This window comes from Actinomyces sp., from assembly GCF_030530635.1.
Taxonomy (GTDB): Bacteria; Actinomycetota; Actinomycetes; order Actinomycetales; family Actinomycetaceae; genus Actinomyces.
This window is the reverse complement of sequence record NZ_JAUMUL010000007.1, coordinates 1-25,716: the sequence shown is the minus strand read 5'-3', so window position 1 is coordinate 25,716 and position 25,716 is coordinate 1. Positions and strand designations below refer to the sequence as shown.

The window sequence follows — 25,716 nt, the reverse complement described above, 5'->3', positions numbered from 1 at the left end:
CCCCGGCGAGCCCATTGTGGAATCACCACAAATACGGTCCGTCGCCTTGAATTGTCCTGACGGTGTGTTGACGGCGGGGCGATTATCGCCCGATCACCGCCTGCGCGGAGGTCAGGGCCGGTGGATGGTGGCGCGCTCGCGCAGGGCGGCAATGGCCGTGGCAGCGTCGTCGGCACGGTACACGGCGGAGCCGGCGACGAACACATCGGCCCCGGCCTCGGCGGCGCGCGCAATGGTCTGCTCGGTCACGCCCCCATCGATCTGAATGCGCAGCTGCTGCCCGGACCTGCCCACCAGGCGTCGGGCGGCGGCGATCTTGTCCAGCATGGGCTCCAGGAAGGACTGTCCGCCGAAACCCGGTTCGACCGTCATCAGCAGCAGCAGGTCGAGTTCGCCCAGCAGTGGCTCCACGGTGTCCAGGGGGGTGGCCGGTCGCAGGGCGAGACCCATTCCCGCGCCGAGACGGTGAAGTTCGCCTGCCAGGCGGAAGGGCGCCGTGGTCGCCTCAATGTGGCTGGTGACTATGGCACAGCCCGCCTCGGCGTACACCGGCGCCCAGCGATCGGCGTCGGTGACCATCAGGTGCGCATCGACCGGTAGGCGGGTGTGGGCCAGCACGGACTCCACCAGGGCAGGACCGCCGAATTGGTTGGGCACGAAGTGGTTGTCCATCACATCCACGTGCAGGCCGTCCGCGCTGCGCACCCGCTCCAACTCGGCGGCGAGGTGAGCCTGGTCGGCGTTGAGGATCGAGGGATGGATAGCCGGGGTCATGGGGCCTCCTTCACTGGCACGAGCGGTCATACGGTACGCCGCAGCAGTGCGCAGAACATGGCATCCGAGTCGTCCAGATGCGGCCAGGTCTGCAACATCTCCCGGTCGGCACCGGCCGGCGGCTGCGGCGCGAGTTCGGCGGCCAGCCGGCCGGCGTGCAATGGCTCGAGCACGATGCCGACCCGCGCCGCCTGCCGGGTGGCGTCGCGCACCACCAGGCTCGTCTCGAGCACATGTGGCGTACAGGTCACGTAAGCCACCACACCTCCGGGGCGGACCGCTGCGATGGCGCTGGCGAGCAACTCGCGCTGAAGCTCGGCCAGCGCGGCGACGTCCTGGGGCGTACGGCGCCAACGCGCTTCAGGGCGACGCCGCAAGGAGCCCAGGCCGGAGCAGGGGGCGTCCACCAGGACACGGTCGTATACGCCCGGCTCCTGACGGCCGAGGTCACGACCGTCGTCGGTGCGTACTCGTACCACGCCTTCGGGCAGGGCGCGTACCGCGCCGGCCACCAGGCGGGCGCGGTGATCGGTGACCTCGTTGGCGACCAGCTCTGCGTTGCGCTCGGCGGCCAGGGCTCCCAGCAGGGCGGCCTTACCGCCCGGGCCGGCGCACAGGTCGAGCCAGCGCGCATCGTCACCCTCCAGCGGTGCGGCGGCCAGCATTAGGGCGACGAGCTGGCTGGCCTCGTCCTCGACACCGGCACGCGAGTCGCGCACTGCCTCTATTCGCCCGGGGTCGCCGCCGGACAGAATCAGCGCGTGCGGGCTCAGGCGCCCGGGGCGGGCGTCCTCGCCGGTGGCTGCGCGTACCTGCTCGGCGAGATGAGCCGGTGAGATCAGGCCCGGCCGGGCGCACAGGGCGACCTGCGGCTCGGTGTTGTCCGCCTCCAGCAGGGCCTCCAGCTCCGATGGTGAGCGTCCGTTGAGCTTCAGCGCCTGCCGTAGGGCCTTGACCACCCACTGGGGGTGAGACTGGGTGCGGGACAGGGCCGTGATCTCATCGGGAGCGTCTTGGCGCAGGTGTTCCAGCCAATTGTCCAGGTCGCGGTCGCTGATGCGGCGCATGACCGCATTGACGAAGCCTGCGGCGCCGCGACCGGCGCTATGGGCGGCCAGGTCCACGGTGGTGGATACGGCGGCGTGGGTGGGCACCCGCATGCCGAGCAACTGGTGAGCCCCCAGTCGCAGCACATCCAGAACGACCGCATCGATCCGTCCCAGGGGCCGGTCGACACAGTTGGTGATGACGGCGTCATAGCGGCCCTGCAGGCGCAGGGCGCCGTAGGTAAGGGCGGTGGCGAAGGCGGCGTCGCGCCGTCCCAGGCGGGCCTGGTCGAGCAGTGTCGGCAGCACCAGGTTGGCGTAGGCGTCATCCTCCCGGACCTTGGTCAGGGCGTGCAGAGCGGCCAGCCGGGCGGCGTCCGGGGCGGTGTCTTGCTTCATGCGGCGGGGTCCTCCTGCGGCTGGGGCGATCCCAGTACGGTGTCGGCGGCGGGCCGGGCGCCGCGCGCCCAGGCGTCGGCGTCCATCCAGTTCCTACCGGCGGGTGCCACGCGGCCCAGACGGACGGCGCCCGCCCCGGTGCCGACCTGTACCTCGTGCTTGGATACTCGTATCCTCCCGGGTGCCAGGTCGGTCACCTCAGGCAGTGGTGTCACGGGCCCCAGGCGCATCCGGGCACCGAGGTAGGTGGTGTGGGCGCCCGGTGTCGGCGTGAGGCCACGGATGTGCCGGTCCACGGCGCCGGCCTCCGCTTGGAAGTCGACGCGCCCCTCGGCCGTGGTCAGGACGGGGGCGTGCGTCGCGGCGGTGTCGTCCTGGGGCTCGGGGACGAGCGTTCCGGCTTCTAGACCGGCCAGCACGTCCAGAACCAGGCCGACGCCGATCTCGGCGAGCCGGGCGAGCAGGTCGCCGGCCGTGTCCTCGGGTCCGACGGGTTCGGTGGTGCTGACGTAGACGGGCCCGGTGTCCAGTCCCTCCTCAAGCCGGAACACGCTGGCGCCAGTGACCGTGTCACCGGCCATCAGGGCACGCTGTACCGGGGCGGCGCCGCGCCAGGCGGGCAAGAGGGAGAAGTGCAGATTGATCCAGCCGTGCCCGGGTACGTCCAGGAGGGCGGAAGGGACGATCCGGCCGTAAGCGACCACGACCGCAACGTCCGCCTGCAGGGTGCGCACCCACGCCTGAAGATCCGGGTCACGCAGAGTAGCGGGCGTGCGTACATCCAGGCCGGTCCCGCGGGCTAAGGACGCCACCGGTGAGGGGTGCAGGGACCGGCCCCGACCCCGGCGGGAATCGGCACGTGTGAGTACGCCGACCACCTCGTGCTCGGGAGAGGCGATAAGTGCCTTGAGCACGGGCAGAGCGGTTTCGGGCGTTCCGGCGAAGAGCACACGCATGGGTTCAGTCTAGAGGCGCGGGCAGCAGGCCCGCCTCCATCAGTACTCCGCGCAGCAGCGCCGCCCCGGTGAAACGGTGGCCGTGCATGCCGACGGCGCGGGCCGCCTCCACGTTGACCTGGGCGTCGTCGATGAACAGGGTGTGGTCGGCCTTAAGTCGGTAGCGGTCCAGCAGTAGCCGGAAGATGGCCGGATCAGGTTTGACCAGGTGCTCCCGTCCGGACACGACGATGCCGGCGAAGCGCTCCAGCAGCGGGGACAGGTGGCGGGTGGCGTCGAACAGCACGTCGTTGAAATTGGTAAGGGCGTACAGGGGCACGCCGGCGTCGGCCAGCGCCTCGATTACGGCCGCAGTGCCCGGTATGGGGCCGGTTTTGGTGTCGCTGAAGTGATCCCAGTAGATGCGTAGCATGGGGGGCCAGTCAGGACGGTCGGGGTGGGCCGCAGCCAAGGCGGCCAGAGTCTGCTCCAAGGGCAGGCCGGCGTCCAGCATTGCGTTCCAACGGGGGAAGTCCCCCACCTCCACGAACTCCTGCCAGGACTGCAGGGGCACGCGCCCGGCAATGGCACCTACGGCCTCCCAGGCGTAGATGACGTTGCCGTAGTCGAAGACCACGGCATCGATCGCCGGGGAGGCGTGCGGCGGTGCGGTGCTCATGGGTTCCTGCCTACCACAAAACGGTCGGATCCAGTTCGACGCGCACCGGCTCCTCCCGGCGCACTGATGCCTCCCGTGCTTGCAGGCGCAGGAAATCCGCCAGCTGCCTGCCCCGCCCCAGGGGGGCACGAATCAGCCCACGCATTTGCGGTGCTTTAGGTGCCAGTGCCTTCTCCCCGGGGCGGCCGTGGCGGGGTGCGTCGACGGGGCCGAGCACTTCGAAGTCGGCCGCCCGAGCCCGGTCAAACAATTCCTCCAGGCGCCGCCGCCCGCCGTCAACGCGGGCCGCCCGCCAGGCCGGCGGCAGGTGCAGTTCGGCGCGTTCATGCAGTTCGCGGCGGGCGAAGCCCGCATGGTCCCAACGTACCAGTGCTTGTGCGGCCACCGGGTGCGGGCGCCCCAGCAGGAGCACTCGCGCATCCGGGGCGGCCAGTACGGCCGCATTGGTCCAGTGACGCAGAGCCTGACCGGGTGCTCCCAGATCGGCACGGGACGACACGGCGGCACCGTCCAGCAACAGCACTCCCCGGTAGCCGCCGACCGCCAGCGGTTCCGCCCCCGGCGTGGCGATCACCAGGCGTGGGCGGACGTCCACGGTGGCGATCACGCCATGATCCTCGCGTGTCCCGGAGGCGACCACGGGTATGCCCGGGAAGGCCCGGCCCAACTCCTCGGCGGTGCGGGTGGTGCCCACCTGCACCATGCGCAGCCGCGAGTGTCCGCACTCCGAGCAGCTCCAGTTCGCGGCCGTGCGCGCGCACCAGCGGCAGGTGACTGCGCCGTCTCGACCCAGAGCCAGCGGACCGGAGCAACTCGGACAACGGGCAACAGTGCGACAACGAGCGCAGGCGATCATGGGCGCGTAGCCGCCACGGGGTACCTGTACCAGTACCGGACCGTCCTTCAGCGCCTCGCGCAGCATCCGGTGGGCCAGGGACGGTATGCGGGCCGTCCCGGAAGCACCCTCCGCCTCGAGTTCCGGGGCCGCGGGCACCTGCACGCGGGCGACGGCGGCACGCCTGACGTCGCGGTGAGCGTGCAGGTCGGTGGCCCACCCCTGTTCCACATAGGCCTGGGCCTCCACCGAGCGGGTGTAGCCCGCTATCAGCAACCCGGCCCCGGAAAGTCCCGACCGCAGGGCCAGGACCGTACGGGCGTGCATATAGGGTGCATGAGGCTCGTCGAGCCGGTCGTCGCCGTCGTCCCAGATTACGGCCAGGCCGAGGTTGTGCACGGGGCAGAAGGCCGCACCGCGGGTCCCCACCACCACCCGGGTGCGCCCGGACAGTGCCCTTAGGAAGGCCCGGTAGCGGCGCGCGGGTCCGTGCTCGGCGGAGAGGGTCACCACGCTCTCCCCACTAAGGGCGGAGCCCAGCACGGTGGCTACCGCCTCCGCGCGTTCAGTGGTGGCCACTACCACCAGTACTCCTCGTCCTCCGGCCAGAGCGGCACGGGCGGCGTCCGCTACCAGGCGGGGCCAGTCCGCCAACAGGTCCGGCCTGCCGGGCAGGGCGGTCCAGGCGGCGCGGGGGGACTCGCCGGCGGTCAGCCGCTGCAAAAAGGCGGGGCCGCCCGAGTAGGCCTCCCAGGCCGCGGCGGAGGGCGGCTCCCAACGGGGCATCGTCGGCACCGGCTGGTCGCGCTCCTCCCGTTCGGTCGTGGCGTGCCGGGCGGGCACGGCCAGCCGGATGATGTCGGAGCGTACGCCGGCCGTACGTGCGGCCACGGCCTCGATGAGGGACATGGTGTCCGGGGTCAGCACCGGAAGGTCTGAGATGACTCGGCGAATGGGCATGAGCCGACCGGGGTGAGTGGTGGTCTCGGTGCGTTCCCAGATCCAGCCGTGCAGGTCCTGGCCGCCGAAGCGGACGACGACACGGGTGCCCACGGCGGCGGCGGCGTCGAGCTCCGGTGATACCAGATAGTCGAACAACCGGTCCAGGTGTGCGACGGCGGAGTCCAACAGCACCCGTGCCACCGGCAGTGGCACACCCGGGTTGGTCACCCTCCGCGCGGCTTTGATGGGGACGTCGAGGAGCGCGCCCTGCTCCGGCGCGCCCGCCAAGATGGTATCGGGTGTGTCTGCCAAGGCGCCTCCCCAGCCGCCCCCGTAGTCAGCAGGCGGCGCGTAGAGCCGTGGTCCGGCCGGTGGACTCCCAGGTGAATCCCGGCCGGCCGAAATGACCATAGACGGAGGTGCTGCGGTAGATCGGGCGCAGCAGGTCCAGGTCACGCACGATCGCCGCGGGACGAAGGTCGAATACCTCCTTGATGGCGGCGGTTATCCGCTCCACCGGCACCTTGTGGGTACCGAAGGTCTCCACGTGCAGACCGACGGGGCGGGCGGAGCCGATGGCATAGGCGATCTGGACCTCACAGCGGTCGGCGAGGCCGGCCGCGACCACGTTCTTGGCAACCCATCGCATCGCGTAGGCGCCGGAGCGGTCGACTTTGGAGGGGTCCTTGCCGGAGAAGGCACCGCCCCCGTGACGGGCCATGCCTCCGTAGGTGTCGACGATGATCTTGCGTCCGGTCAGACCGGCATCGCCGGCGGGACCGCCGATGACGAATTGGCCGGAGGGATTGATCAGGATCTGGGCATCAGCGGTGGCGAGTCTCAGCCCCTTGGCCTCCTCCGCCTCCAGCACCGGGCGGATCACCTCCTTAGTGATGGCATCGGTCAGGGAGGAGTGACTGCGACCCGGGTCGTGCTGGGTGGAGACGACCACGCCGGCCAGGGACACCGGGACGTCGCCGTCGTAGCCGATCGTCACCTGAGTCTTGCCGTCCGGCCGCAGCCCTTCGACGATGCCCTGCTTGCGCACATGTGTCAGGCGTTCGGCCAGGCGGTGGGCCAGGTGAATGGGCAGTGGCATGAACTCGTCGGTGTCCGTGCAGGCGTAGCCGAACATCAGGCCCTGATCACCGGCACCCTGGATGTCCAACGGGTCGAGGTCTCCGGCGTCGTCACGCGCCTCAAGCGCCTTGTCCACGCCGGCGGCGATGTCGGGCGACTGTTGACCGATCGAGACGGACACGCCGCAGGACGCGCCGTCAAAGCAGACCTCGGAGGAGGTGTAGCCGATGGAGACGATCTCGTTGCGCACGATATCGGGTATCTCCACATAGGCGCTGGTACTCACCTCACCGGCGACGTGCACGAGCCCGGTGGTGACCATGGTCTCGACCGCTACGTGTGCGGTCGGGTCCTGAGTGAGGATGGCGTCCAGGATGGCATCGGAGACGCGGTCGCAGATCTTGTCCGGGTGCCCCTCGGTGACAGACTCGGACGTGAATGGTCGTAGGCGGGAACTCACGTCCCAAGGGTACCGGCGCACGCCTGCCCGAACCGCGCGGGCCGAGGGTGCTCGCATGTGGCAAGCCTTACTGCCGGCCCGCATCGTCGCGGAGCCGGTCGGTGATTAGTGCGACTAGGACGTCGGCCACTTCCTGCTTGCTCCCCTGCATCCGGGTGATCTCCTCCCCGGCGGCATCAAGCACAATGACGGCATTGGGGACGTCTCCGAAGCCCCGGTCGACGCCGACGGCGTTGACCACCAGCAGGTCAGCACCCTTGCGGCGAGCCTTGGCGGCGCCGTGAGCCAGCACGTCGCCCTCGGCGTCGCCCGTCTCGGCGGCGAAGCCGACCACCAGGGTGCGCCCTCCGTCCGTGCGCGGCGGGTCGGTCACCAGACCGGCCAGAACATCGGGATTCTCCACCAGGGCGATAGGGGTGGGACCGGCCGCGTCCGCAGCTCCCGCGGATGCGGCGAGCGGATGCTTCTTCAGCTTGAAGTCCGCCACGACGGCGGGCCGGAAGTCGGCCACTGCCGCTGCCATGACCACCGCATCGGCGTCAGTGGCGGCGGCACGCACGGCCCCCCGCAGCTCCAGGGCCGTGGTGACGGGAACCACCTCGATTTGGGGTGACAGTTCGGTCAACACCTGCGAGTCGACGTGCGCGGAGACCAGGGTCACGCGGGCGCCGCGGGCGGCCGCGCACCGGGCGATGGCTGCGCCCTGCCTCCCGGAGGAGCGGTTGCCGAGGTAGCGCACCGGATCAAGCGGTTCGCGCGTACCTCCGGCGGATACGACGACGTGACGTCCGGACAGAGGTTTGAGGTCGTCTTCGGGCACACCATTCAGCTGCGCCAGAGCCTGGGCCACGATCCGCTCGGGCTCGGGCAGACGCCCGGATCCGTATCCGGAGCCCGTCAGCGGCCCAGAATCGGGCTCGATGATGGTCACGCCGCGGCGCCGCAGCGTGGCCACGTTCTCGCGCGTGGCGGGATGGTTCCACATCTGGGTGTGCATTGCGGGCGCCATCACGACCGGGGCGGTGGTGGTCAGCAGTGTGGCGGTGAGCAGGTCGTCGGCACGGCCGGCGGCGGCTCGGGAGAGCAGGTCCGCCGAGGCAGGCGCCACCAGAACCAGCTCCGCCCACTCCCCCGTCTCCACGTGCGCAACGGCGGCTGGGTCCTCGAAGACGCCGGACTGCACCGGCGCGCCGGTGACGGCGGCCAGCGCCGGAGCGCCAATGAAACGCAGCGCCGCCGCGGTGGGCACAGTCCGCACCTCGTGCCCGGCCGCGCGCAGCAACCGGATCACCGACGGTGCCTTGTAGGCGGCGATGGAGCCGGACACGCCCACAACGATGCGACGTGTCCGGGCCGCATCACGTTCCTGCCTGCGGCTGGTGTCGATGGCCACGACTGTGCGTCTAGTCGGTACTCGGGGTGAGGACGCCGTAGGTCAGAACTGGATGTCGTCCAGGTCAGTGGCGCTGCCGGGCTCGTCCTGGCCCGCCAGGTCGAGGGGGCTGTCCAGCGGGATGTCGGAGAACATATCCGCCTCGGCGGCGCGACGGGCTTCCTCGGCCTCGGCGCGACGGGCACGGGCCTCGTCCCCCGAGATGACCTGGAGCTTGCCCTCAGCGACCTCACGCAGGGCGATGCTCAAGGCCTTGTCCTCGTTATCGGCCTCGACGAGGGGGCCGAAGTACTCGAACTGGTTGTCTTCCAGTTGCTGGTTGTAGCTGTTGATCTGCCGGGCGCGCTTGGCGGCCTCCACCACCAGCCCGTACTTTGAGTCGACCTTCTCCAAGAGATCGTCAATGGGAGGGTTGGTGATTCCCTCGGGGTCGGCAGAGGTTCCGAGCATGTGCTTGTCTCCCAATGTGTGCTATACCGGTTCGGGCGCGGTGCTGCGGTTTGCGGACTTTCCCCGGAGGGCACTGCGCCGCAAGCACCTTACTCTAACGTCTCAGGCCGAGCACGTCCTCAAGCTCATCCGTGGCACGTGCCACGGAGTCGTTGACGACGACGCAGTCGAACTCCGCGGCGGCGGCGAGCTCCACCCGGGCGGTTTGAAGTCTGCGGGCGCGGTCCGTGGGCGTCTCGGTCCCCCGTCCAGTCAGGCGCGCCACCAGCTCCTCCCAACTCGGTGGGGCGATGAAGACCAGCTGGGCCTGCGGCATGGCGGCACGAACCTGCCGCGCACCGGCCAGGTCGATCTCCAACAGGGCGGGGCGGCCGGCGTCGAGTTGGTCCTGCACCGGCCCGCGCGGCGTTCCGTAACGATGGGTGCCGTGAACGACCGCCCACTCCAGCATCTGGCCCGCAGCCACCAGCCGGTCGAATTCGGCTTCGGAGACGAAATGGTAATGGACGCCGTCGCGCTCTTCGGGGCGAGGAGCGCGGGTGGTGGCGGATACCGAGACGAACAGGTCGGGGTGGCGGCGCCGCAACTCGGAGACGATAGTGCCCTTGCCCACGGCGGTCGGTCCGGCGATGACAGTGAGACGGGCGGGCGGCGCCTGGGCTGCGGTCATGAGCCCATAATGCCTCTTCGGGCACCGGTCGGCCGAAGCGGCGCACGAGCTCCCGATCGTTTTGGGCGGCCTCCAGCAGAGCCCATACCGTCAACGGCGCAGGGCGGTGGCTGCCTCGGCGGCCGCGCGAGCGGCAGCCGTACGCAGGTCGGCGGTGGCGGGGCCGGCACGCAACACACCCCGGGACGTGGAGGCGAGCACATTGACTCGGGCGGGTCCGAAGACCACCTGTAACTCGGCCGCGCCCGCCCCCTGCGCACCGACGCCCGGCGCCAGCAGGGGCGCGTCGGCGGCCACCAGGTCTAGGTCCAGGGCGTGCACGGCGTCACCGATGGTGGCGCCCACTACCAGACCGACGCTGCCCAGAACGCCGGCGGCCCGGGCACGGGCGTTGGATTGGGTCACCCCGGCGACCACGTCGGCGGCCACGGCGCGTCCTTGAGGGCTACGGGCGTGCTGCACCGCGGCGCCCTCCGGGTTGGAGGTCAGTGCCAGCACGAATACGCCCCGGCCGGTGCGTGCGGCCATCTCCAGCGCGGGCTCCAGTGAGCCGTAGCCCAGGTACGGGCAGACGGTGATGGCATCGGCCGCCAGCGGGGCGCCGTCGGCCAGGTAGGCCTGGGCGTAGCCGTTCATCGTGGAGCCGATGTCCCCCCGTTTAACGTCCAGGACGGCAAGTGTGCCCGCCTGTCGCAGGGCGGCCAGCGTCTCCTCCAGGACTGCGATGCCATGGGAGCCGTGACGTTCGAAGAACGCGGACTGGGGTTTGACGGCTGCCACTCGTCCCCCCAGCGCCTCGACTACGCGCAGGGAGAACTCCCGCAGGCCGGCGGGCGTGTCGGGTAGCCCCCAGTCCGACAGCAGGGCGGCGTGCGGGTCGATGCCCACGCACAGGGGGCCGTGGGCGTCCATAGCGGCGGCCAACCGCGCGCCGAATGGAGTTACCGTCCGCCTAGTACCGTCGCCGGAGGAGGGGACCGTGCTCATGCGAGAGCCTTTACCAATCCGGCCTTGGCACGACGGGAGTGGCGGTCGGCGTCGTGCTGTTGCAGACTGCGTACCCGTACCGGTCCGGCCAGCTGTGCCTCCAGTGCCTGCACCGCCGCCTGCAGCTGTTGCACGGTGGTGATGATGGGTTTGTCCGCACTGGTGGTGGCGGCGCGAATGGAGTAGCCGTCGGCGCGGGCGCCCTGCCCCCTGGGGGTGTTGATGACCATGTCGACGGCACCGGATTCGATCAGGCCGACGATGGTCTGCTCGCCGTGCTCTCCCCGGCCCTCGCTGACCTTGCGCACGCCAGTTGCGCTGATGCCGTTGCGGCGCAGCACCTGGGCGGTGCCGGTGGTGGCGTAGATCGTGAACCCCAACTCGGCCAGGCGCGCCACGGGCAGTACGATGGCGCGTTTGTCCCGGTCGGCGACGGAGACGAACAGGGCTCCCTGATCGGGCAGGCCTCCGTAGGCGGCGGACTGTGACTTGGCGAAGGCGCGGGGGAAGTCGACGTCGTAGCCCATGACCTCACCGGTCGACCGCATCTCCGGGCCGAGGACGGTGTCTACCACCTTTCCGGACGGGGTGCGGAAGCGTTTGAACGGCAGCACCGCCTCCTTCACGGCGATGGGGTCGAAGACGTCGGTGACGGCGGCGTCCCGGGCGGGCAGATGCCCGGACTGCCTCAGGGCGGCGATGGACTGGCCGGACATGACCAGGGCTGCCGCCTTGGCCAGCTGTACGCCGGTCGCCTTGGAGACGAAGGGCACCGTGCGCGAGGCGCGCGGGTTGGCCTCGATCACGTACAGGGTGTCCGATACCAGCGCGTACTGGATGTTGATCAGCCCGCGCACACCCACACCCGCGGCGATCGCCTCGGTGGAACGGCGGATACGGGAGATCTCCGAATCGGACAGGGTCATCGGCGGCAGCACGCAGGCGGAGTCACCGGAGTGGATGCCGGCTTCCTCTATGTGCTCCATGACACCGCCAAGGAACAGCTCGGTGCCGTCGTAGAGGGCGTCGACGTCGATCTCTATGGCGTCGTCCAGGAAGCGGTCGATCAGCAGCGGACCGTTGGCGTAGGCGCCGCCGGCCTCTGTGGAGGCACGAGCCAGGTAATCGGCCAGCCCGTCACGGTTGTAAACGATCTCCATGCCGCGTCCACCCAGCACGTAGCTGGGCCGCACCAGCACCGGGAAGCCGATGCGCTCGGCCACCGCCAGTGTCTGCTCGTCGCTCAGGGCGGTCCCGTGGGCGGGGGCCGGCAGCCCGGCGCGCTCCAAGACGACGCCGAATACTTCCCGGTCCTCGGCGGCGTCGATCGCCTCCGGGGTGGTGCCCAGAATGGGCACCCCCGCCGCTTTCAGCCGAGCCGCCAAGGACAGTGGCGTCTGGCCGCCAAGCTGCACGACCATCCCGGCCACCGGGCCGGCGGCCAGCTCCGCCTCGTACACCTCCATCACGTCCTCGAAGGTCAGCGGCTCGAAGTACAGGCGGTCGGAGATGTCGTAGTCCGTGGAGACGGTCTCCGGATTGCAGTTGACCATGACGGTGTCGTAGCGCTCGGACAGGGCCATGGTGGCGTGCACACAGGAGTAGTCGAACTCAATGCCCTGACCGATCCGGTTGGGGCCTGCGCCCAGGATGATGACGGCCTCCCGCTCCCGCAGGGCCACCTCGGTCTCCTGCTCGTAGGTGGAGTACAGGTAGGGGGTATTGGTGGCGAATTCGGCGGCGCAGGTGTCCACCGTCTTGTACACCGGCCGCAGCCCGAAGGCGTGCCGGACCTGGCGCACCGTCTCCTCGCCGATGCCTCGCAGGGAGGATATCTGGGCATCGGAGAAGCCGTGACGCTTGGCCCGTCGCAGCAGTTCCGCGGTGAGCGCCGGAGCGGTCCGGACCGCCTCGGCGATCTCCTGCAGGAGGTACATCTGGTCCAAGAACCACGGGTCGATGGCGGTGGCGTCGAACAGCTGCTCCATGGTGGCACCGCCGCGGATGGCCTGCTGGAGGTCCACCAGGCGGTGCTCGGTGGGGGTGCGCAACGAGTCGATGAGTCCGGGCAGCTCCTCAGGGGTGGGGGCAGGCCCGTCCCAATGGAACACCGAGCCGGCCTTGTCGATGGAGCGCATGGCCTTCTGCAGGGCCTCCGTATAGCAGCGGCCCAGGGCCATGGCCTCCCCCACCGACTTCATGGTGGTGGTCAATGTCGGGTCGGCGCCACGGAACTTCTCGAAGGCGAAGCGCGGCACCTTGACCACCACGTAGTCGACCGCCGGCTCGAAGGAGGCCGGGGTGGAGCCGGTGATGTCGTTGGGGATCTCGTCCAGGGTGTAACCGATGGCCAGGCGGGCGGCGATCTTGGCGATGGGGAAGCCGGTGGCCTTCGACGCCAGGGCCGAGGATCGGGACACACGCGGGTTCATCTCGATGACGATCACGCGTCCCGTGTTCGGATGCACGGCGAACTGGATGTTGCAGCCGCCGGTGTCCACACCCACCTCCCGGATCACGGCGATGGCGATGTCCCGCAGTCTCTGCAGCTCCCGGTCGGTCAGAGTCAGGGCCGGAGCGATAGTGATGGAGTCGCCGGTGTGCACGCCCACGGGGTCCACATTCTCAATGGAGCAGACCATCACGCAGTTGTCGACACGGTCGCGCATGACCTCCAGCTCGATCTCCTTCCAACCGAGGATCGACTCCTCCAGGAGCACCTCGCTGGTGCGCGAGTCCGCCAGGCCCTGCCCGGCAATGCGCTCCAGGTCTTCGGCGTTGTAGGCGAAACCGGAGCCCAGGCCACCCATGGTGAAGGAGGGCCGAACCACTACGGGATAGCCGCCGAGCGCCTCCACTCCGGCGTGGCATTCGTCCATGGTGTGGGCGATGACGCTGCGGGCCACCTCGGCGCCGCAGCGCTCGACCACGCGTTTGAACTCCTCGCGGTCTTCGCCGGCGTTGATGGCCTCGGCGCGGGCCCCGATGAGCTCCACCCCGTACTTGTCCAGGACTCCGGACTCCACCAGGCTCATGGCGGTGTTCAGGGCGGTCTGCCCGCCGAGCGTGGGCAGGAGGGCGTCGGGGCGCTCCTTGGCGATGATCGCCTCCACGACCTGCGGGGTGATGGGCTCGACGTAGGTGGCGTCGGCCATGTCCGGGTCGGTCATGATGGTCGCCGGGTTGGAGTTGACCAGGATGACGCGGATACCCTCGGCGCGCAGCACCCGGCAGGCCTGGGTACCGGAGTAGTCGAACTCGCAGGCCTGACCGATGACGATCGGACCGGAGCCGATGACCAGGACGGAGGAGATGTCGGTACGGCGGGGCATCAGGCGTTCTCCTCGGCGGTGGTGGGGGCGGCGGAGGCGACGACGGCGACGGGATCCTGGCCGGTCATGGCCGGCTCGGCGCGCACGGCCTCCAGACACCGGGCGATCGCGGCAGCCGCTGGTGCCGACTGCGGAGCGTAGCCGACGCCGTCGGGCAGCGCGGCCCCGGAGAAGATCCCGGCACGCATGGTGCCGCGCTCGCGCAGGTGGCGAGTCAGGGCTCGGGTGTCGAGGTCGCAGATGCCGACCACCCCGTGCGAGGCCAGCTCGGACTCCAAGTCACGGCGGGCCCGCCAAGAGGAGGCGCGGCGCGCAGGGTCGCGCACCACGAATCCGGCCACCCGGATGCCGTCGGACTCGCCGTCCTCATCGTTAATTCCCGTGTTACCGATGTGAGGGGAGGTCATCACCACGATCTGTCGGTGATAGGAGGAGTCGGTGAGGGTCTCCTGGTAACCGGTCATGCCGGTGTTGAAGACGATCTTGGCGACCGTAGAACCGAGTGCCCCATAGGAGCTGCCGACGAGGGTGTAGCCGTCCTCCAGGACCAGCAGCGCCGGGGTGCGCTGGACCGGAGCGCCGGCGGGCAGGGCCGGGCTGGTGAAGCCGCCGTAGGCCGCCGGGTTCGCGTTCCCGGGGGAACTCATGCGTTCTCCTTCTGTTCGCCTGACGCGGCGCCCTGCGCTACGGGGCGGCCGTCCAGAACGGTGGGGCGGCCGCGGAGGAAGGTGGCCATGACCTGTCCGGGCAGTTCCATGCCGGCATAGGGGGTGTTGTTGGAGCGGGTCCACTGGGTGTCGGGATCCACGACACGGCGCACATCGGGGTCAACCACCGTGAGGTTGGCGCTCTCGCCCGTTGCCAGCGGACGGCCCTGATCGTCCAGACGGCCGATGCGGGCGGGAGCCTCGGACAGCACGCGGGCAACGTCCCGCCAGGTCATGCGGCCGGGCTCGACCATGGTGGCGATGATGATCGGCAGGGCCGTTTCCAGACCGGTCATGCCGAAGGCTCCCGCCTGCCACTCGCAGTCCTTGGACTCGCGCGGGTGGGGGGCGTGGTCGGTGCCCACCACGTCGATGGTGCCGTCGGCCAGCGCGGCTCGCACCGCCTCCACGTCCGCGGCGGTGCGCAGAGGCGGATTGACCTTGTACAGGGGCGAGTAAGTGCGGGCCTTCTCATCGGTGAGCAGCAGGTGGTGGGGGGTGGCCTCGGCAGTGACGTCGATACCGCGTGCCTTGGCCCAGCGGATGATCTCCACACTGCCGGCGGTGGACAGGTGACACACGTGCAGGCGGGAACCGACGTGGCCCGCCAACAGGACGTCGCGGGCGATAATCGATTCCTCGGCAACGGCGGGCCAGCCGGCCAGGCCGAGTTCGGCGGAGACGCGGCCTTCGTGCATCTGAGCGCCCTCGGTGAGGCGGGGATCCTGGGCGTGCTGGGCGATCACGCCGTCGAAGGACTTGGCGTACTCCAAGGCGCGGCGCATCAGCACCGGGTCGGACACGCAGTGCCCATCGTCGGAGAAGACGCGTACCCGGGCGGCGGAGTGGGCCATGGCGCCCATCTGAGACAGGTGCTCGCCCCTCAGCCCCTCCGAGACGGCGCCGACGGGGTGGACGTCCACCCAGCCGGCCTGGTTACCCAGGCGCAGCACCTGCTCGACCACGCCGGCGTTGTCCTGCACGGGGGTGGTGTTGGCCATGGCGAACACGGCGGTGTAGCCGCCAACGGCGGCGGCACGGGTGCCGGTGTAGACGGTTTCGGCGCTCTCTCCGCCGGGCTGGCGCAAGTGGGTGTGAATGTCCACTAGGCCGGGCAGCAGCACCTTGCCGGCCAGGTCGTCGTGACGCTGGGCGTCGGCGGGCGCCTGGGCCGCGGCATCGGGGCCGATGGCGGCGATGGTCTCGTCGATGATGAGTACATCGGTGGCGTCCTCACCGTAGGGACGGACACCTGGCAGGAGATGGGCGGTCACAGCTGGTTCCCTTCGTCGGCGAGGAGCAGGTACAGGGCGGCCATACGCACGGAGACGCCGTTGCCGACTTGTTCGACCACGCGTGAGCGGACGTCGTCGGCGGCGTCGGCGGTGATCTCCAGGCCGCGGTTCATGGGGCCGGGATGCATGACGATGGCGTGTTCGGGCATGGCGGCGCGGCGCACTGCGTCCAGCCCGTAGCCGCGGGAGTACTCCCCGGGGCTGGGGAAGTATCCGCCGCCGGCGGCGCTCATGCGCTCACGCTGCACGCGCAGCATCATCACGGCGTCCGGCTCGGCGGCCGTGATGGCGGCATCGAGGTCGTAGGAGACCTCACAGGGCCAGTCCTCCATGCCCACCGGCAGCAGGGTGGGTGGGGCGACGAGGGTCACGTGGGCACCCAGGGTGGTGAGCAGGTCGACGTTGGAGCGAGCCACACGGGAGTGCAGCACGTCTCCGACGATGATGACGCGGGCGCCGTCGAGGTCGCGGCCGCGAGGGGCGGGGCTGCCGTCACCGGCACGGGCGGAGCCGGATGCCGGACCGCCGGGGGTGTACCAGCGGCGCAGGGTCATAGCGTCCAGCAGTGCCTGGGTCGGGTGCTGGTGGGTGCCGTCGCCGGCGTTCAGGACGGGCACGTCGATCCAGCCGGCGTGGGCCAGCAGGTGGGCGGCGCCGCAGGCGGAGTGGCGCACCACCACGGCGTCGGCGCCCATCGCCATGATCGTCTGGGCGGTGTCCTTCAGGGACTCGCCCTTGGAGACGGAGGAACCCTTGGCGGAGAAGTTGATGACGTCGGCGCTCAGGCGCTTGGCGGCCGCCTCGAAGGACAGGCGGGTGCGGGTGGAGTCCTCGAAGAAGAGGTTCACCACGGTCTTGCCGCGCAGAGTGGGCAGTTTCTTGACGGCGTGGCGCTGGGTGGCGGCCATGGCCTCGGCGGTGTCCAGTACCATCACCGCCTCGTCACGGGACAGGTCCTTGGCTGACAGCAGGTGCTTCATCGGGCGGCCTCCTGAGGTGCAGCATCGACGATGGTGACGGCGTCGACATCGGCGCCGAGTTCGGTCAGCGACACGACCACCTTCTCGGTCCGGGAGGTGGGCAGGTTCTTGCCCACGTAGTCGGCGCGGATGGGTAGTTGGCGGTGACCGCGGTCCACCAGCACGGCCAGCTGGACGGCGTCTGCGCGCCCGATGGCGCCCAGGGCGTCCAGGGCGGCACGGATGGTGCGGCCGGAGAAGAGCACGTCGTCCACCAGGATGACGGTGCGGCCCTCCAGGCTCTCCCCCGGGATGCGGGTGGGCTGGGGCACGCGGATCGGGTGGCGACCGAGGTCGTCGCGGTACATGGTGATGTCCAGGGTGCCGACCGGCGGGGTCCCGGCGGGGTCGTCGGACTCCTTGGCGGCGACCTCAAGCGCTGCTGCCAGACGCCGGGCGAGTGGGACTCCCCCGGATGGGATGCCGAGGATCATCAGATTGCTGGCGCCACGATTGCGTTCAAGTATCTCGTGGGCGATGCGTACGAGGGAGCGCTGGATCTCGGCGGCGCCGAGGATCTGCTTCCCGGGGGGCTGTATTGCGGCCACGGTACGTGGACCTCCTTCTCCGCCTCACTGGACGGGCTTCAAGGATGTCGGTCAGGGTGATGTTAACGCAGCGCCGCTAACGACGCGCACGCCGTCCACCGGGCGGTCACCCCCTCGAGACCGGCACTAAGGACGTACCGAGACCGGTGGATATGGCGCCAGCGGCGCCGGATGCCCGCCCTATCCACGGCGCAGCACCTCGGCCAGCGTGAGTGGCGTCCGCCCAGTAAGCGCGCGCACATCGTCGGTGACGGTGGCGAGCTCACCGGAGCCGATCGCGGTGTAGGTGGACACCCAGGCATCCAACTGCCAGGCGGGCGCGTTGTAGCCGCGGCGGGACGCATAGGCCTCATCGAGGCTCTGGTCACGGTAGACGGTGGGACGGCCGGTCACAGTCGTGATGGTGGCGGCCGCTTCGGCCAGGGTGAAGGCCTCGGGCCCGGTCAGTTCGTGGGTCGCTCCGTCATGTCGGTCCTGGCCGTCGGCAACGCCGGTGAGGATCGCGGCCGCACTGCACGCGACATCCTCACGGGCGACGGCGCCTACACGTCCGGAACCAGCGGGGCCGGCGATGACGCCGTCGACGACCAGATCAGGGATGAAGTCGATATAGAAGGAGTCGCGCAGGAAGGTCCAGGTCATACCGCTGGCGCGCAGGTGTTCCTCGGTCGCCCAGTGGGTGCGGGCCAGGGTGAAGGCGGCCTCAGGGCCGGCGCCCAGGAAGCTGGTGTAGACGACGTGCCGCACGCCGGCCGCCGCTGCTGTATCGATGAGGGTCTTGTGCTGTTCGAGACGATCGGCGCTCTCGGCGGCCGAAACCATGAACAGCAGGTCCACGCCCTCCAGGGCGCGTAGGGCGGCATCGGCCTGGCCATAAGAGGCGACGGCGACGTCGTCGGCCCAAGCGGGGGCCTTCAACGGGTTGCGCACAAGGAGGCGCTGACGCAGGTCGGCATCGTGCAGTAGCTCGGCGACGCGGCCGCCGACCTTGCCGGTGGCGCCGGTGACGGCGATCGTGAGCGGGCGGGCGGAGGGAGAAGTGAGGGCTGGGCCGACGGTGGTGCTCATAGCACCTTTTCTACCCCACTGCCCCATGGGTCGGCGCAAGGAACTTGCCGCGATCGCCATCAATGACGTACCGAGGTCGGCATGGCGCTCAGTGAGTCGGCGCCGGGCTCCGAGCAAGTCGTACAGCGGTGCGGTGTTGTACCTCGACGAGTACCGCTGTTCAGCGGTCCTGCACGGCATTCTCGATTTCGGAGTCCTCAATCTCCTTCAGACTCCTGCCACCACGCTTCCACCTGTCCCTCCCGTTCAAGGCCGCGCCTCCTACGAAACCGGCAGCACCAGATGGACTGTCGAATCGCAAGTCACTCATGGGCAGGCAGTCCTCCCCTCCACCTTTATCGCGCCCTTGTGCTTATGTCTAAGCCTCTGAACACTGTCCGGGCCGCTTGGGATGCTTGTCCAGGCAGGTAGGCAGGGAGTAGACCAGACATCAGGGAGAGGCTACCGATCGCTGTCACAATTGATGACAAACGGGACCGATCGAAGCTTGCGACATTCGAAGACCATTGATATCACGCCGTTTCGTCGGAGATGGTCGGGGCGCGTAGCGGCCTTTGGCATCATTTTTGACAGTTCCGCAGCACCCCGGGCTGGACGCTCAGTTCCCCTCGAGTACCGCGCGGGCGGTGACCTCGTCGGTGACCAGTGCGCAGAGGTAGCCGCCGCGCAGGGCCGAGCGGATTGCGGTCACCTTCTCCTCACCCGCGGCCACGCCGACGACGAAGGGGATCTCCTTCAGTCTTTCGGGTTCCATGCACAGGGTTCGCTCGCACAGTGCCGTGGGCACGTGCCGCCCCTCGGCGTCCAGGTGATGCCCGCACAAGTGTGCAACCACACCCCGGCGGCGGCACTCGCGCACCACCTGCGGCGTCATCCATTTGCGCAGCAGCGGACTGGTGGACTCCCCCACGGCGCCGATCCCGGTCAGGGCGACGTCACTGCGAGCAGCCAGTTCCAGGGTGGTAGCGACCTGGTCCTCCTGACGTACGGCGCGCACCAGCTTCAGTGAGTCGAAAACCAGCGGCACCGTCAGTGACCGGTAGCGGCCACCCAGCCGCATGGCCAGGTTGCGGCACACATCCGCGCCGTCGCCCAGGTCATAGGACTCCCCAGCCGATCCGATCATGGCCACCACCGTCGAGGTGGGCCAGGTGCGCTCCGGCATTTGATGCACGACGGCGGCCACGGCACGCCCATTGGATACCGCAATCACCGACTTCGAGCCACAGTGCTCGAGCAGCAGCTCCGCCGCGGCCCGGGCAACGGCGGGGGTTACACCGGGAACGAGTGTACGGGATACCTCGGTGACGCGAGCCTGTTGGAGGCCGAAGGCCGAGGTGAGCTGCTCCTCCAATGCCATTAGTCGTTCGATGGGGTGAGCGACGGTCACCTGGACGATCCCGACTCTGCGTGCCTCGGTCAGCTTGCGTGAGACCGTGGAGCGCGAGTAGCCCAGGTGCTCGGCGATCTCATCCTGACTGAGGTCCTCGTCCCAGTAAAGGCGGGCGATGTTGAGCAGCAGCCGCGCATGCTCGCGATCCAGGGTTGCGCACATAGTTGCATTCTACCGTCAGCATCCTCAGGTACCACTATGAATTCCCGAGGGAAGACCGGTTGTGAACACCACTCCATCAAACCGTAGGTTGCACGGATGTGCAGCAGGCGGCTTCGGCGGCGTTTCTGCCACACCTAGCGTGAAGGTACCGCGATGGAGGTGACCACCACGCGGCAGCCCTGCTCATCCGTTCGAGGGAGAACCACATGGCAATCGTCCGTACCATTCATGGCGACGTCGACCCGTCCACGCTCGGCGTCGTCAACGCCCACGACCACCTCATCCGCGTCGGCGCGGGAGAGGTCTACATTGATCCCGACCATCTTCTGGAAGACGAGGACAAGGCGGTACAGGAGGCCGGCTACTTCGTCGAGGCGTCCAAGCGCTTCGCCCCCAACGCCACCATCGTGGACATGTGCCCGGCGTCCTGTGGCCGCGGCGTGCTCAAGCTCAAGCGCGTCGTTGACCGGGTGCGCGACCTGCAGGTCATCCAGGCCACCGGCTTCCACCAGCAGAAGGTCTACCTCGAGTGGCGTCAGTCCTGGGTCAACCAGTACACGGTCAACGAGATTGCCGATCTGCTGATCGCCGACATCGTCGAGGGCGTTGACGCGGGCGACTACATGGGCCCGTTGGTCAAGCGCACCGACGTGCGCGCCGGCGTCATCAAGTGGGCCACCGCCTACGGCAAGATCACCGACTGGGAGGTGAAGACCGGAAAGGCCGTCGCCATCGCCTCCAAGGAGACCGGCGCACCCGTCAACACCCACGTAACCGCCGGCACCTGCGGTCCAGAGCAGGCCCGCTTCCTGATCGAGCAGGGCGTGGCCCCGGAGAAGATCGCCATCGGGCACATCCAGCGCAACTGGGACCCATGGATCCATGCGCAGATCACCAAGCTCGGCGCCTACGTTGAGCTCGACGGCACCAACCGCATCAAATACGTGCCGGACAACGCCCGCGTGAACCTCATCAAGGTGCTCGGTGAGAAGGGCTACGGCAAGCAGATCCTGCTCGGCACCGACTCGGGCAAGGCCTCCTACCAGAAGGCCTACGGCTCAGTCTCCGGGATCGACTACGACCCGGCCGTGTTCTGCCCGCGCCTGATCGACGACGAGGGCTTCGATCCCGACTACGTCCAGGACCTGCTGGTGAACAACGCCGCCACGTTCTTCGCCTTCGAGCCCCTGGCCGGCTGACCGAGGCGAGTTGAAATGAGCGAACCCCGCAACACGCCCAGGCTCCAGATCGCCCTAGACACGCTGGACCAGCCCAGCGCGCTGGGCCCATTGCAGCAGGCGGCGCCGTACGTCGACATCATCGAGTGCGGCACCATCCTGATCCTGTGCGAGGGCTACCACTCGGTACGCAACATCAGCGCCCTGTTCCCGGACAAGCAGATTCTCGCCGATGTGCGCATCGCGGAGGCCGGCGCCAAGATCGCCCGCCTGGCCTTCGAGGCCGGCGCCGACCTGATCTCCTGCGTGGCCGGTGCCTCCATGACCACCATCGAGCAGGTCTGCAAGGTCGCCGCCGAGTTCGACGGCGAGGTGCAGGTGGAGCTGGCCGACGAGTGGTACGACCCGGACCGGGCCCGCGCCTGGCGCGCCGTCGGCGTCCAGCACGTCATCGTCAAGCGGTCCCGCGACCGCGAGGCCGCCGGCGACCTGTCCTGGAAGGCCGCGGACATGGACCGGGTCGACGAGCTGGCGGACATGGGCTTCACGGTCACCGTCACCGGCGGCATCAGTGCGGAGGACCTAAAGGCCTTCGCCGGTCGCAGAGTCGGCATCGTCATCGCCGGACGTTCGATCGTCGGCGCCGACGATCCGGCAGCAGCCGCATCCGCCCTGCGCGACGCCATCGACGAGGTGTGGTCATGAGCTTGGCCACCCTGGACGACGGCATTCGCCTGGGCATCTACGAGAAGGCCCTGGTCGCCAATTCGCTGGCAACCGCGGACGACTGGGCGAGCTTCCTCGCCCAGGTGCCACAAGCCGGCTTCTCCTTCCTGGACCTGTCGGTCGACGAGTCCCCCGAGCGGGAGGCCCGCCTTCAGTGGGGGCCGCGCCAGTGCCGCATGGTGCGCGAGGCCGCCGAGTCGGTCGGCACCGGTATCGGCGGGGTGTGCCTATCGGTGCACCGGCGCATCGGCCCGGGTTCGACCGACCCCGAGTTGCGGCGTCGAGCTCGCGAGGTCATGGCCCAGGGGCTGGAACTGTGTCACGAACTCGGGGCCCCGGTGATCCAGGTGGCCGGGTACTACGCCTACTACGAGGACCCCCATCCCGACGCTGAGCGCTGGTACGGCCAGCTGCTTGCCGACGCCGTCCCCCTGGCCTCGCGCCTGGGGGTTGTGATGGGGATTGAGAATGTAGACGGCACCGATGTCACCTCCATCCGCAAGGCTATGGAGTTCGTCAATGCCGTGGACTCCCCGTACCTGCAGGTGTACCCCGACCTGGGCAATATCGCCGAGCAGGGGCTGGACCCCGCCGCCGAACTGGAGGCCGGTCGTGGCCACATGGTGGCCATGCACGCCAAGGACGTGCGCCGCGGGGAGCCGAGGCGGGTGGAGATGGGCACCGGCATCGTCGACTGGGACAAGTCCTTCGAGCTGCTGGCCGCGCAGCACTGGACCGGTCGGCTCATGATCGAGATGTGGAACGACGACGCCCCCGACTCCGTGGCCCGCTGCATCGCCGCCCGCGAGTTCATTGAGGGCAAGGCCGCCGGCGCCGGCATAGCCATCCAGAAACCTTGAGCGCCCTCTCGTGCCTCTCGTCTCGAGAGCACACCATGCGACAACCGTTACTCTTCGACCGCTTTCAATCCATAACAACACCTACGGATGCAGAACCAGAAAGGCAGCTGTAACGCCGCGCACGCGGCCAGACACAGCCAAACAGAAGGACCCGAATCATGACGTACGACCTGACCACCATCGGTGAGGGGCAGATCCGCCTCACCTGCGAACGCGGCGAGCGGCTGGCCACTGCCCGCTCCCTGCGCATGACCGCCGCCGGCTCCGAGGCCAATGTCGCCGGCCTACTCAGCCAGCTCGGTCGCTCCACCGCCTGGGCCTCCAAACTGCCCAAGGGAGAACTCGCCGACCGTATCGCCCTGGAGTACTCCGCCGTCGGCGTGGACATTCGCCACACGGTGATGACGGAGGAGGGCCGGGTGGCCCTGTACTTCCTGGAGCCGGGCGAGTTCCCGCTGCCGGGCAAGGTGACCTACGACCGCCTGCACACGCCCTTCCGCACCATCACACCGGAGGAGATCGATTGGGACGCCCTACTGGACACCCGCATCGTCTTTCTGACCGGCATCACCGCCGCGCTGACCCCCGACACCGCTCGGGTGGTGCGCTACTTCGCCGACGCCGCCGGCGAGCGGGGCGTGGACGTCGCCCTGGACGTCAATTTCCGCTCCTTGCTCTGGAGCGGGGAGCAGGCGCGGGCGACCTTGGAGCCGATTGCGCGAAAATCGTCGATCCTGTTCTGCTCGCGCACGGACGCGAGGGTCGTCTTCGGCATCGACAAGCCGGATGTGCAGGCCTGCCGCGCCCTGCGCGAGGAGATGGGTGTGCCCACGGTGGTCTCCACCGACGGTCGTGCCGGTACCTACCTGTCAACGGCGGTCAAGGACCGCACTTTCGATATCCACTCCGTGCCGGTGATCGACCGGCCCGGTGCCGGTGACTCCTTCGTCGCCGGCACCCTGCACGGCTGGCTGGACGATGACGTCGAGCGGGGCATCGAGATGGGCACCAAGGTTGCCCAGATAGCGCTGACGCACCACGGCGATCTCACGCACGTACGTCCCGGCGAGCTGCAGACCCTGCAGAGCACGGACATCGTGCGTTGAAAGCCGCACGGTCGGTGCGCGCCCAGGCTCGTCCCGGCCCATCCTCTTCCTGCCAGTCAGACTGAAAGAATAAAAATGGATATGAGTACACAGGCAACGGCGCATGTAGCGCCACAGGGGAAGACCGCTCCTGAGCAAATCGACAATCACCGCCTCTCCGGACACCAGAAGTCCCTGATCGGCATGGCGATCGTCGGCAATGTGTCGGAGTTCTTCGACTTGTTTCTCATTGGCTTCATCATCAATCTCCTCATCGAGACACCCGGATGGAATCTGACCGGCTTCCAATCGGGCGTGATCCTGGCCGGCGCGGGACTGGGCACCGTGCTGGGCTCAATCACCTGGGGGCGGCTGGCGGACGTGTTCGGCCGCAAGCACGCCTTCATCTGGTGCATTGTCGTACTGGTGGTGTTCACGGCAGGCTCTGCCTTCACCCCGGTCAACGGTTGGGTCCTGCTGACGATTCTGCGCACCGGCGTGGGCTTCGGCGTCGGTGGCCTGAACATTACCTCCGTGCCATTTGTGCAGGAGTTCGTGCCCGCCAAGCAGCGAGGTCTGCTGGCCGGACTGACCAGCGTATTCATCCCCGCCGGCATCTTCCTGGGCGGACTGGTGACCAAGTATCTCGGCGGCCCCCTGGGGTGGCGCGGCCTGATCGCCGTCGGCTGCATTCCGATCGTGCTGCTCGCCTGGGCGCGCTTCATCCCCGAGTCGCCCCGCTTCCTGCAGTCGCGGGGGCGTGAGCGCGAGGCGAAGGAGGCCTATGCGTGGGCCATGGAGATCCCGGTGGAACAGGTCGCCGATCTGCCGGAGCTGCCACAGAAGTCCTCCGCCTCCTATGCGGTCATCTTCGCCAGGTACCCCAAGCAGCTGCTGGTGGTTGCACTCGGCTCCTTCTGCTTCATCATGGGCTCCTTCACGGTGCAGTCCTGGGGGCAGACGCTGCTGGGGCAGTCGTTCAAGTTCGGGGCTGGCACCGTGGCGACCCTGTTCATGTTCGTCTCGCTCGGAGACCTGCTCGGACGGCTCGGTTCGGCCTGGATCTCGGACAAGATCGGGCGGCGCTGGACCATGTTCGGCTGCGGCATGATCGGCGCCGTCGGTGCCCTGATCGCCGCCTTCTCCACCCGGATGGTTACGTCCGACGGAGAAATCGGCAATGCCGGGTACGTGTTCTTCGCCGGCATCTTCATCGTCATGATGTTCGGCGACGGCGCCTTCGGCATCCTCAACGCCTTCGGCGGTGAGCAGTTCCCCACCGAGGCCCGCTCCACCGGGCTGGGCCTGGGCTACGGAATCGGCGCCATCGCCAAGGTGGTGGGGCCGTACTTCGTGGGCGCCCTGGTGGGTTCGGCCGAGTTGAGTCATGAAGTGGTGTTCGTGCCCTTCATCATCTTCGCCGGGCTGCTCTTCCTGGGTGGCGTGGTCTACCTGTTCGCACGTGAGACCAAGGGGGCGTCACTGGAGGACATCTGAGCGTCTCAACCGCCGCGGCGGCACGCCGCTGCCATTGTGGCTCTCCGCCACGTCAATGCCGTAGCCTCCGGATCACTCCTATCCGGAGGCTACGGCATATTGGTTATTGGAAGCCGATGCGTGAACGTCTGCGCGAAGCCGTCAGTGTTGGCCGTAGACGTTCTGGTAGCGGTCGTTGAGACGGTCGATCAGGTCC

The 25,716-nt window shown here is 68.8% G+C and carries 22 protein-coding genes and 1 pseudogene; 5 read left to right on the top strand and 18 right to left on the bottom strand.

The genetic code is table 11. The features are described from left to right. Positions 1 to 111: 111 nt before the first annotated feature. The 18 genes and pseudogenes from rpe to Q4A20_RS03170 all read right to left on the bottom strand — a co-directional run bounded on the left by rpe (position 112) and on the right by Q4A20_RS03170 (position 20,174). A complete protein-coding gene (rpe, locus tag Q4A20_RS03255) occupies positions 112 to 774 on the bottom strand; it encodes a ribulose-phosphate 3-epimerase (protein WP_303120260.1) in 663 nt (220 codons plus the stop codon). A gap of 26 nt (positions 775 to 800) precedes the next feature. Next, entirely contained in the window at positions 801 to 2,219 is a 1,419-nt protein-coding gene (locus tag Q4A20_RS03250; RefSeq protein WP_303120258.1) for an RsmB/NOP family class I SAM-dependent RNA methyltransferase, read from the bottom strand. Then, entirely contained in the window at positions 2,216 to 3,175 is a 960-nt protein-coding gene (gene fmt, locus Q4A20_RS03245) for a methionyl-tRNA formyltransferase (protein ID WP_303120257.1), read from the bottom strand. The genes Q4A20_RS03250 and fmt overlap by 4 nt, the downstream gene beginning before the upstream one ends. 4 nt (positions 3,176 to 3,179) lie before the next feature. Then, positions 3,180 to 3,833 (bottom strand): HAD family phosphatase, encoded by a 654-nt coding sequence (locus Q4A20_RS03240; RefSeq protein WP_303120256.1) that lies wholly within the window; start codon positions 3,831 to 3,833, stop codon positions 3,180 to 3,182. A 10-nt stretch (positions 3,834 to 3,843) separates the two neighbouring features. Beyond that, positions 3,844 to 5,922: a primosomal protein N' gene (locus Q4A20_RS03235; RefSeq protein ID WP_303120253.1), complete on the bottom strand. Its 2,079-nt coding sequence runs from the start codon at positions 5,920 to 5,922 to the stop codon at positions 3,844 to 3,846. Between the two features lie 25 nt (positions 5,923 to 5,947). After that, a complete protein-coding gene (gene metK, locus Q4A20_RS03230; protein ID WP_303120251.1) occupies positions 5,948 to 7,150 on the bottom strand; it encodes a methionine adenosyltransferase in 1,203 nt (400 codons plus the stop codon). A 67-nt stretch (positions 7,151 to 7,217) separates the two neighbouring features. Next, positions 7,218 to 8,543 carry a bifunctional phosphopantothenoylcysteine decarboxylase/phosphopantothenate--cysteine ligase CoaBC gene (coaBC, locus tag Q4A20_RS03225; protein ID WP_303120249.1) on the bottom strand — a complete coding sequence of 442 codons (1,326 nt, stop codon included), beginning with the start codon at positions 8,541 to 8,543 and terminating at the stop codon, positions 7,218 to 7,220. A gap of 42 nt (positions 8,544 to 8,585) precedes the next feature. Further along, complete coding sequence (gene rpoZ, locus Q4A20_RS03220) at positions 8,586 to 8,993, bottom strand: DNA-directed RNA polymerase subunit omega (protein WP_303120247.1); 408 nt, start codon at positions 8,991 to 8,993, stop codon at positions 8,586 to 8,588. A 94-nt stretch (positions 8,994 to 9,087) separates the two neighbouring features. After that, positions 9,088 to 9,663, bottom strand: a complete 576-nt coding sequence (gene gmk, locus Q4A20_RS03215; protein ID WP_303120244.1) for a guanylate kinase — start codon at positions 9,661 to 9,663, stop codon at positions 9,088 to 9,090. Positions 9,664 to 9,753: 90 nt separating this feature from the next. Further along, positions 9,754 to 10,650 carry an orotidine-5'-phosphate decarboxylase gene (pyrF, locus tag Q4A20_RS03210; protein WP_303120241.1) on the bottom strand — a complete coding sequence of 299 codons (897 nt, stop codon included), beginning with the start codon at positions 10,648 to 10,650 and terminating at the stop codon, positions 9,754 to 9,756. Further along, complete coding sequence (gene carB / locus Q4A20_RS03205) at positions 10,647 to 13,982, bottom strand: carbamoyl-phosphate synthase large subunit (RefSeq protein WP_303120238.1); 3,336 nt, start codon at positions 13,980 to 13,982, stop codon at positions 10,647 to 10,649. The genes pyrF and carB overlap by 4 nt, the downstream gene beginning before the upstream one ends. Before the next feature lie 146 nt (positions 13,983 to 14,128). Beyond that, positions 14,129 to 14,572 (bottom strand): annotated as a pseudogene (locus Q4A20_RS03200) (carbamoyl-phosphate synthase domain-containing protein); the annotation flags it as partial. A 53-nt stretch (positions 14,573 to 14,625) separates the two neighbouring features. Next, positions 14,626 to 15,963 (bottom strand): dihydroorotase, encoded by a 1,338-nt coding sequence (locus Q4A20_RS03195; RefSeq protein ID WP_303120235.1) that lies wholly within the window; start codon positions 15,961 to 15,963, stop codon positions 14,626 to 14,628. Then, positions 15,960 to 16,964 (bottom strand): aspartate carbamoyltransferase catalytic subunit, encoded by a 1,005-nt coding sequence (locus tag Q4A20_RS03190; protein ID WP_303120232.1) that lies wholly within the window; start codon positions 16,962 to 16,964, stop codon positions 15,960 to 15,962. Before Q4A20_RS03190 ends, Q4A20_RS03195 begins: the two co-directional genes overlap by 4 nt. After that, the gene (gene pyrR, locus Q4A20_RS03185) at positions 16,961 to 17,551 is read right to left on the bottom strand and encodes a bifunctional pyr operon transcriptional regulator/uracil phosphoribosyltransferase PyrR (protein ID WP_303120229.1); all 591 of its coding nucleotides are present in this window, start codon (positions 17,549 to 17,551) and stop codon (positions 16,961 to 16,963) included. The genes Q4A20_RS03190 and pyrR overlap by 4 nt, the downstream gene beginning before the upstream one ends. 180 nt (positions 17,552 to 17,731) lie before the next feature. Then, positions 17,732 to 18,619: an SDR family oxidoreductase gene (locus tag Q4A20_RS03180; RefSeq protein ID WP_303120226.1), complete on the bottom strand. Its 888-nt coding sequence runs from the start codon at positions 18,617 to 18,619 to the stop codon at positions 17,732 to 17,734. Between the two features lie 160 nt (positions 18,620 to 18,779). Continuing rightward, positions 18,780 to 18,929, bottom strand: coding sequence for a hypothetical protein (locus Q4A20_RS03175; protein ID WP_303120223.1), 150 nt, complete (start codon positions 18,927 to 18,929; stop codon positions 18,780 to 18,782). Positions 18,930 to 19,217: 288 nt separating this feature from the next. Beyond that, positions 19,218 to 20,174: a sugar-binding transcriptional regulator gene (locus tag Q4A20_RS03170; protein WP_303120220.1), complete on the bottom strand. Its 957-nt coding sequence runs from the start codon at positions 20,172 to 20,174 to the stop codon at positions 19,218 to 19,220. Between the two features lie 206 nt (positions 20,175 to 20,380). Between Q4A20_RS03170 and Q4A20_RS03165 the strand changes: the two genes are divergently transcribed. From Q4A20_RS03165 to Q4A20_RS03145, 5 genes are all read left to right on the top strand, one after another. Further along, positions 20,381 to 21,373 carry a phosphotriesterase gene (locus Q4A20_RS03165; RefSeq protein WP_303120218.1) on the top strand — a complete coding sequence of 331 codons (993 nt, stop codon included), beginning with the start codon at positions 20,381 to 20,383 and terminating at the stop codon, positions 21,371 to 21,373. Positions 21,374 to 21,388: 15 nt separating this feature from the next. Then, entirely contained in the window at positions 21,389 to 22,057 is a 669-nt protein-coding gene (locus Q4A20_RS03160) for an orotidine 5'-phosphate decarboxylase / HUMPS family protein (RefSeq protein WP_303120215.1), read from the top strand. Beyond that, positions 22,054 to 22,938 (top strand): L-ribulose-5-phosphate 3-epimerase, encoded by an 885-nt coding sequence (locus Q4A20_RS03155; RefSeq protein ID WP_303120213.1) that lies wholly within the window; start codon positions 22,054 to 22,056, stop codon positions 22,936 to 22,938. Before Q4A20_RS03160 ends, Q4A20_RS03155 begins: the two co-directional genes overlap by 4 nt. A gap of 158 nt (positions 22,939 to 23,096) precedes the next feature. Then, complete coding sequence (locus Q4A20_RS03150; protein ID WP_303120210.1) at positions 23,097 to 24,044, top strand: sugar kinase; 948 nt, start codon at positions 23,097 to 23,099, stop codon at positions 24,042 to 24,044. A gap of 81 nt (positions 24,045 to 24,125) precedes the next feature. Beyond that, entirely contained in the window at positions 24,126 to 25,520 is a 1,395-nt protein-coding gene (locus Q4A20_RS03145; protein ID WP_303120207.1) for an MFS transporter, read from the top strand. Positions 25,521 to 25,716: the final 196 nt, after the last annotated feature.

Coding starts and splice junctions, on each gene's coding strand:
- rpe (WP_303120260.1), bottom strand. CDS start 774: ATGACCCCGGCTATCCATCCCTCGATCCTCAACGCCGACCAGGCTCAC.
- Q4A20_RS03250 (WP_303120258.1), bottom strand. CDS start 2,219: ATGAAGCAAGACACCGCCCCGGACGCCGCCCGGCTGGCCGCTCTGCAC.
- fmt (WP_303120257.1), bottom strand. CDS start 3,175: ATGCGTGTGCTCTTCGCCGGAACGCCCGAAACCGCTCTGCCCGTGCTC.
- Q4A20_RS03240 (WP_303120256.1), bottom strand. CDS start 3,833: ATGAGCACCGCACCGCCGCACGCCTCCCCGGCGATCGATGCCGTGGTC.
- rpoZ (WP_303120247.1), bottom strand. CDS start 8,993: ATGCTCGGAACCTCTGCCGACCCCGAGGGAATCACCAACCCTCCCATT.
- gmk (WP_303120244.1), bottom strand. CDS start 9,663: ATGACCGCAGCCCAGGCGCCGCCCGCCCGTCTCACTGTCATCGCCGGA.
- pyrF (WP_303120241.1), bottom strand. CDS start 10,650: ATGAGCACGGTCCCCTCCTCCGGCGACGGTACTAGGCGGACGGTAACT.
- carB (WP_303120238.1), bottom strand. CDS start 13,982: ATGCCCCGCCGTACCGACATCTCCTCCGTCCTGGTCATCGGCTCCGGT.
- Q4A20_RS03190 (WP_303120232.1), bottom strand. CDS start 16,964: ATGAAGCACCTGCTGTCAGCCAAGGACCTGTCCCGTGACGAGGCGGTG.
- Q4A20_RS03180 (WP_303120226.1), bottom strand. CDS start 18,619: ATGAGCACCACCGTCGGCCCAGCCCTCACTTCTCCCTCCGCCCGCCCG.
- Q4A20_RS03175 (WP_303120223.1), bottom strand. CDS start 18,929: ATGAGTGACTTGCGATTCGACAGTCCATCTGGTGCTGCCGGTTTCGTA.
- Q4A20_RS03170 (WP_303120220.1), bottom strand. CDS start 20,174: ATGTGCGCAACCCTGGATCGCGAGCATGCGCGGCTGCTGCTCAACATC.
- Q4A20_RS03165 (WP_303120218.1), top strand. CDS start 20,381: ATGGCAATCGTCCGTACCATTCATGGCGACGTCGACCCGTCCACGCTC.
- Q4A20_RS03160 (WP_303120215.1), top strand. CDS start 21,389: ATGAGCGAACCCCGCAACACGCCCAGGCTCCAGATCGCCCTAGACACG.
- Q4A20_RS03155 (WP_303120213.1), top strand. CDS start 22,054: ATGAGCTTGGCCACCCTGGACGACGGCATTCGCCTGGGCATCTACGAG.
- Q4A20_RS03150 (WP_303120210.1), top strand. CDS start 23,097: ATGACGTACGACCTGACCACCATCGGTGAGGGGCAGATCCGCCTCACC.
- Q4A20_RS03145 (WP_303120207.1), top strand. CDS start 24,126: ATGAGTACACAGGCAACGGCGCATGTAGCGCCACAGGGGAAGACCGCT.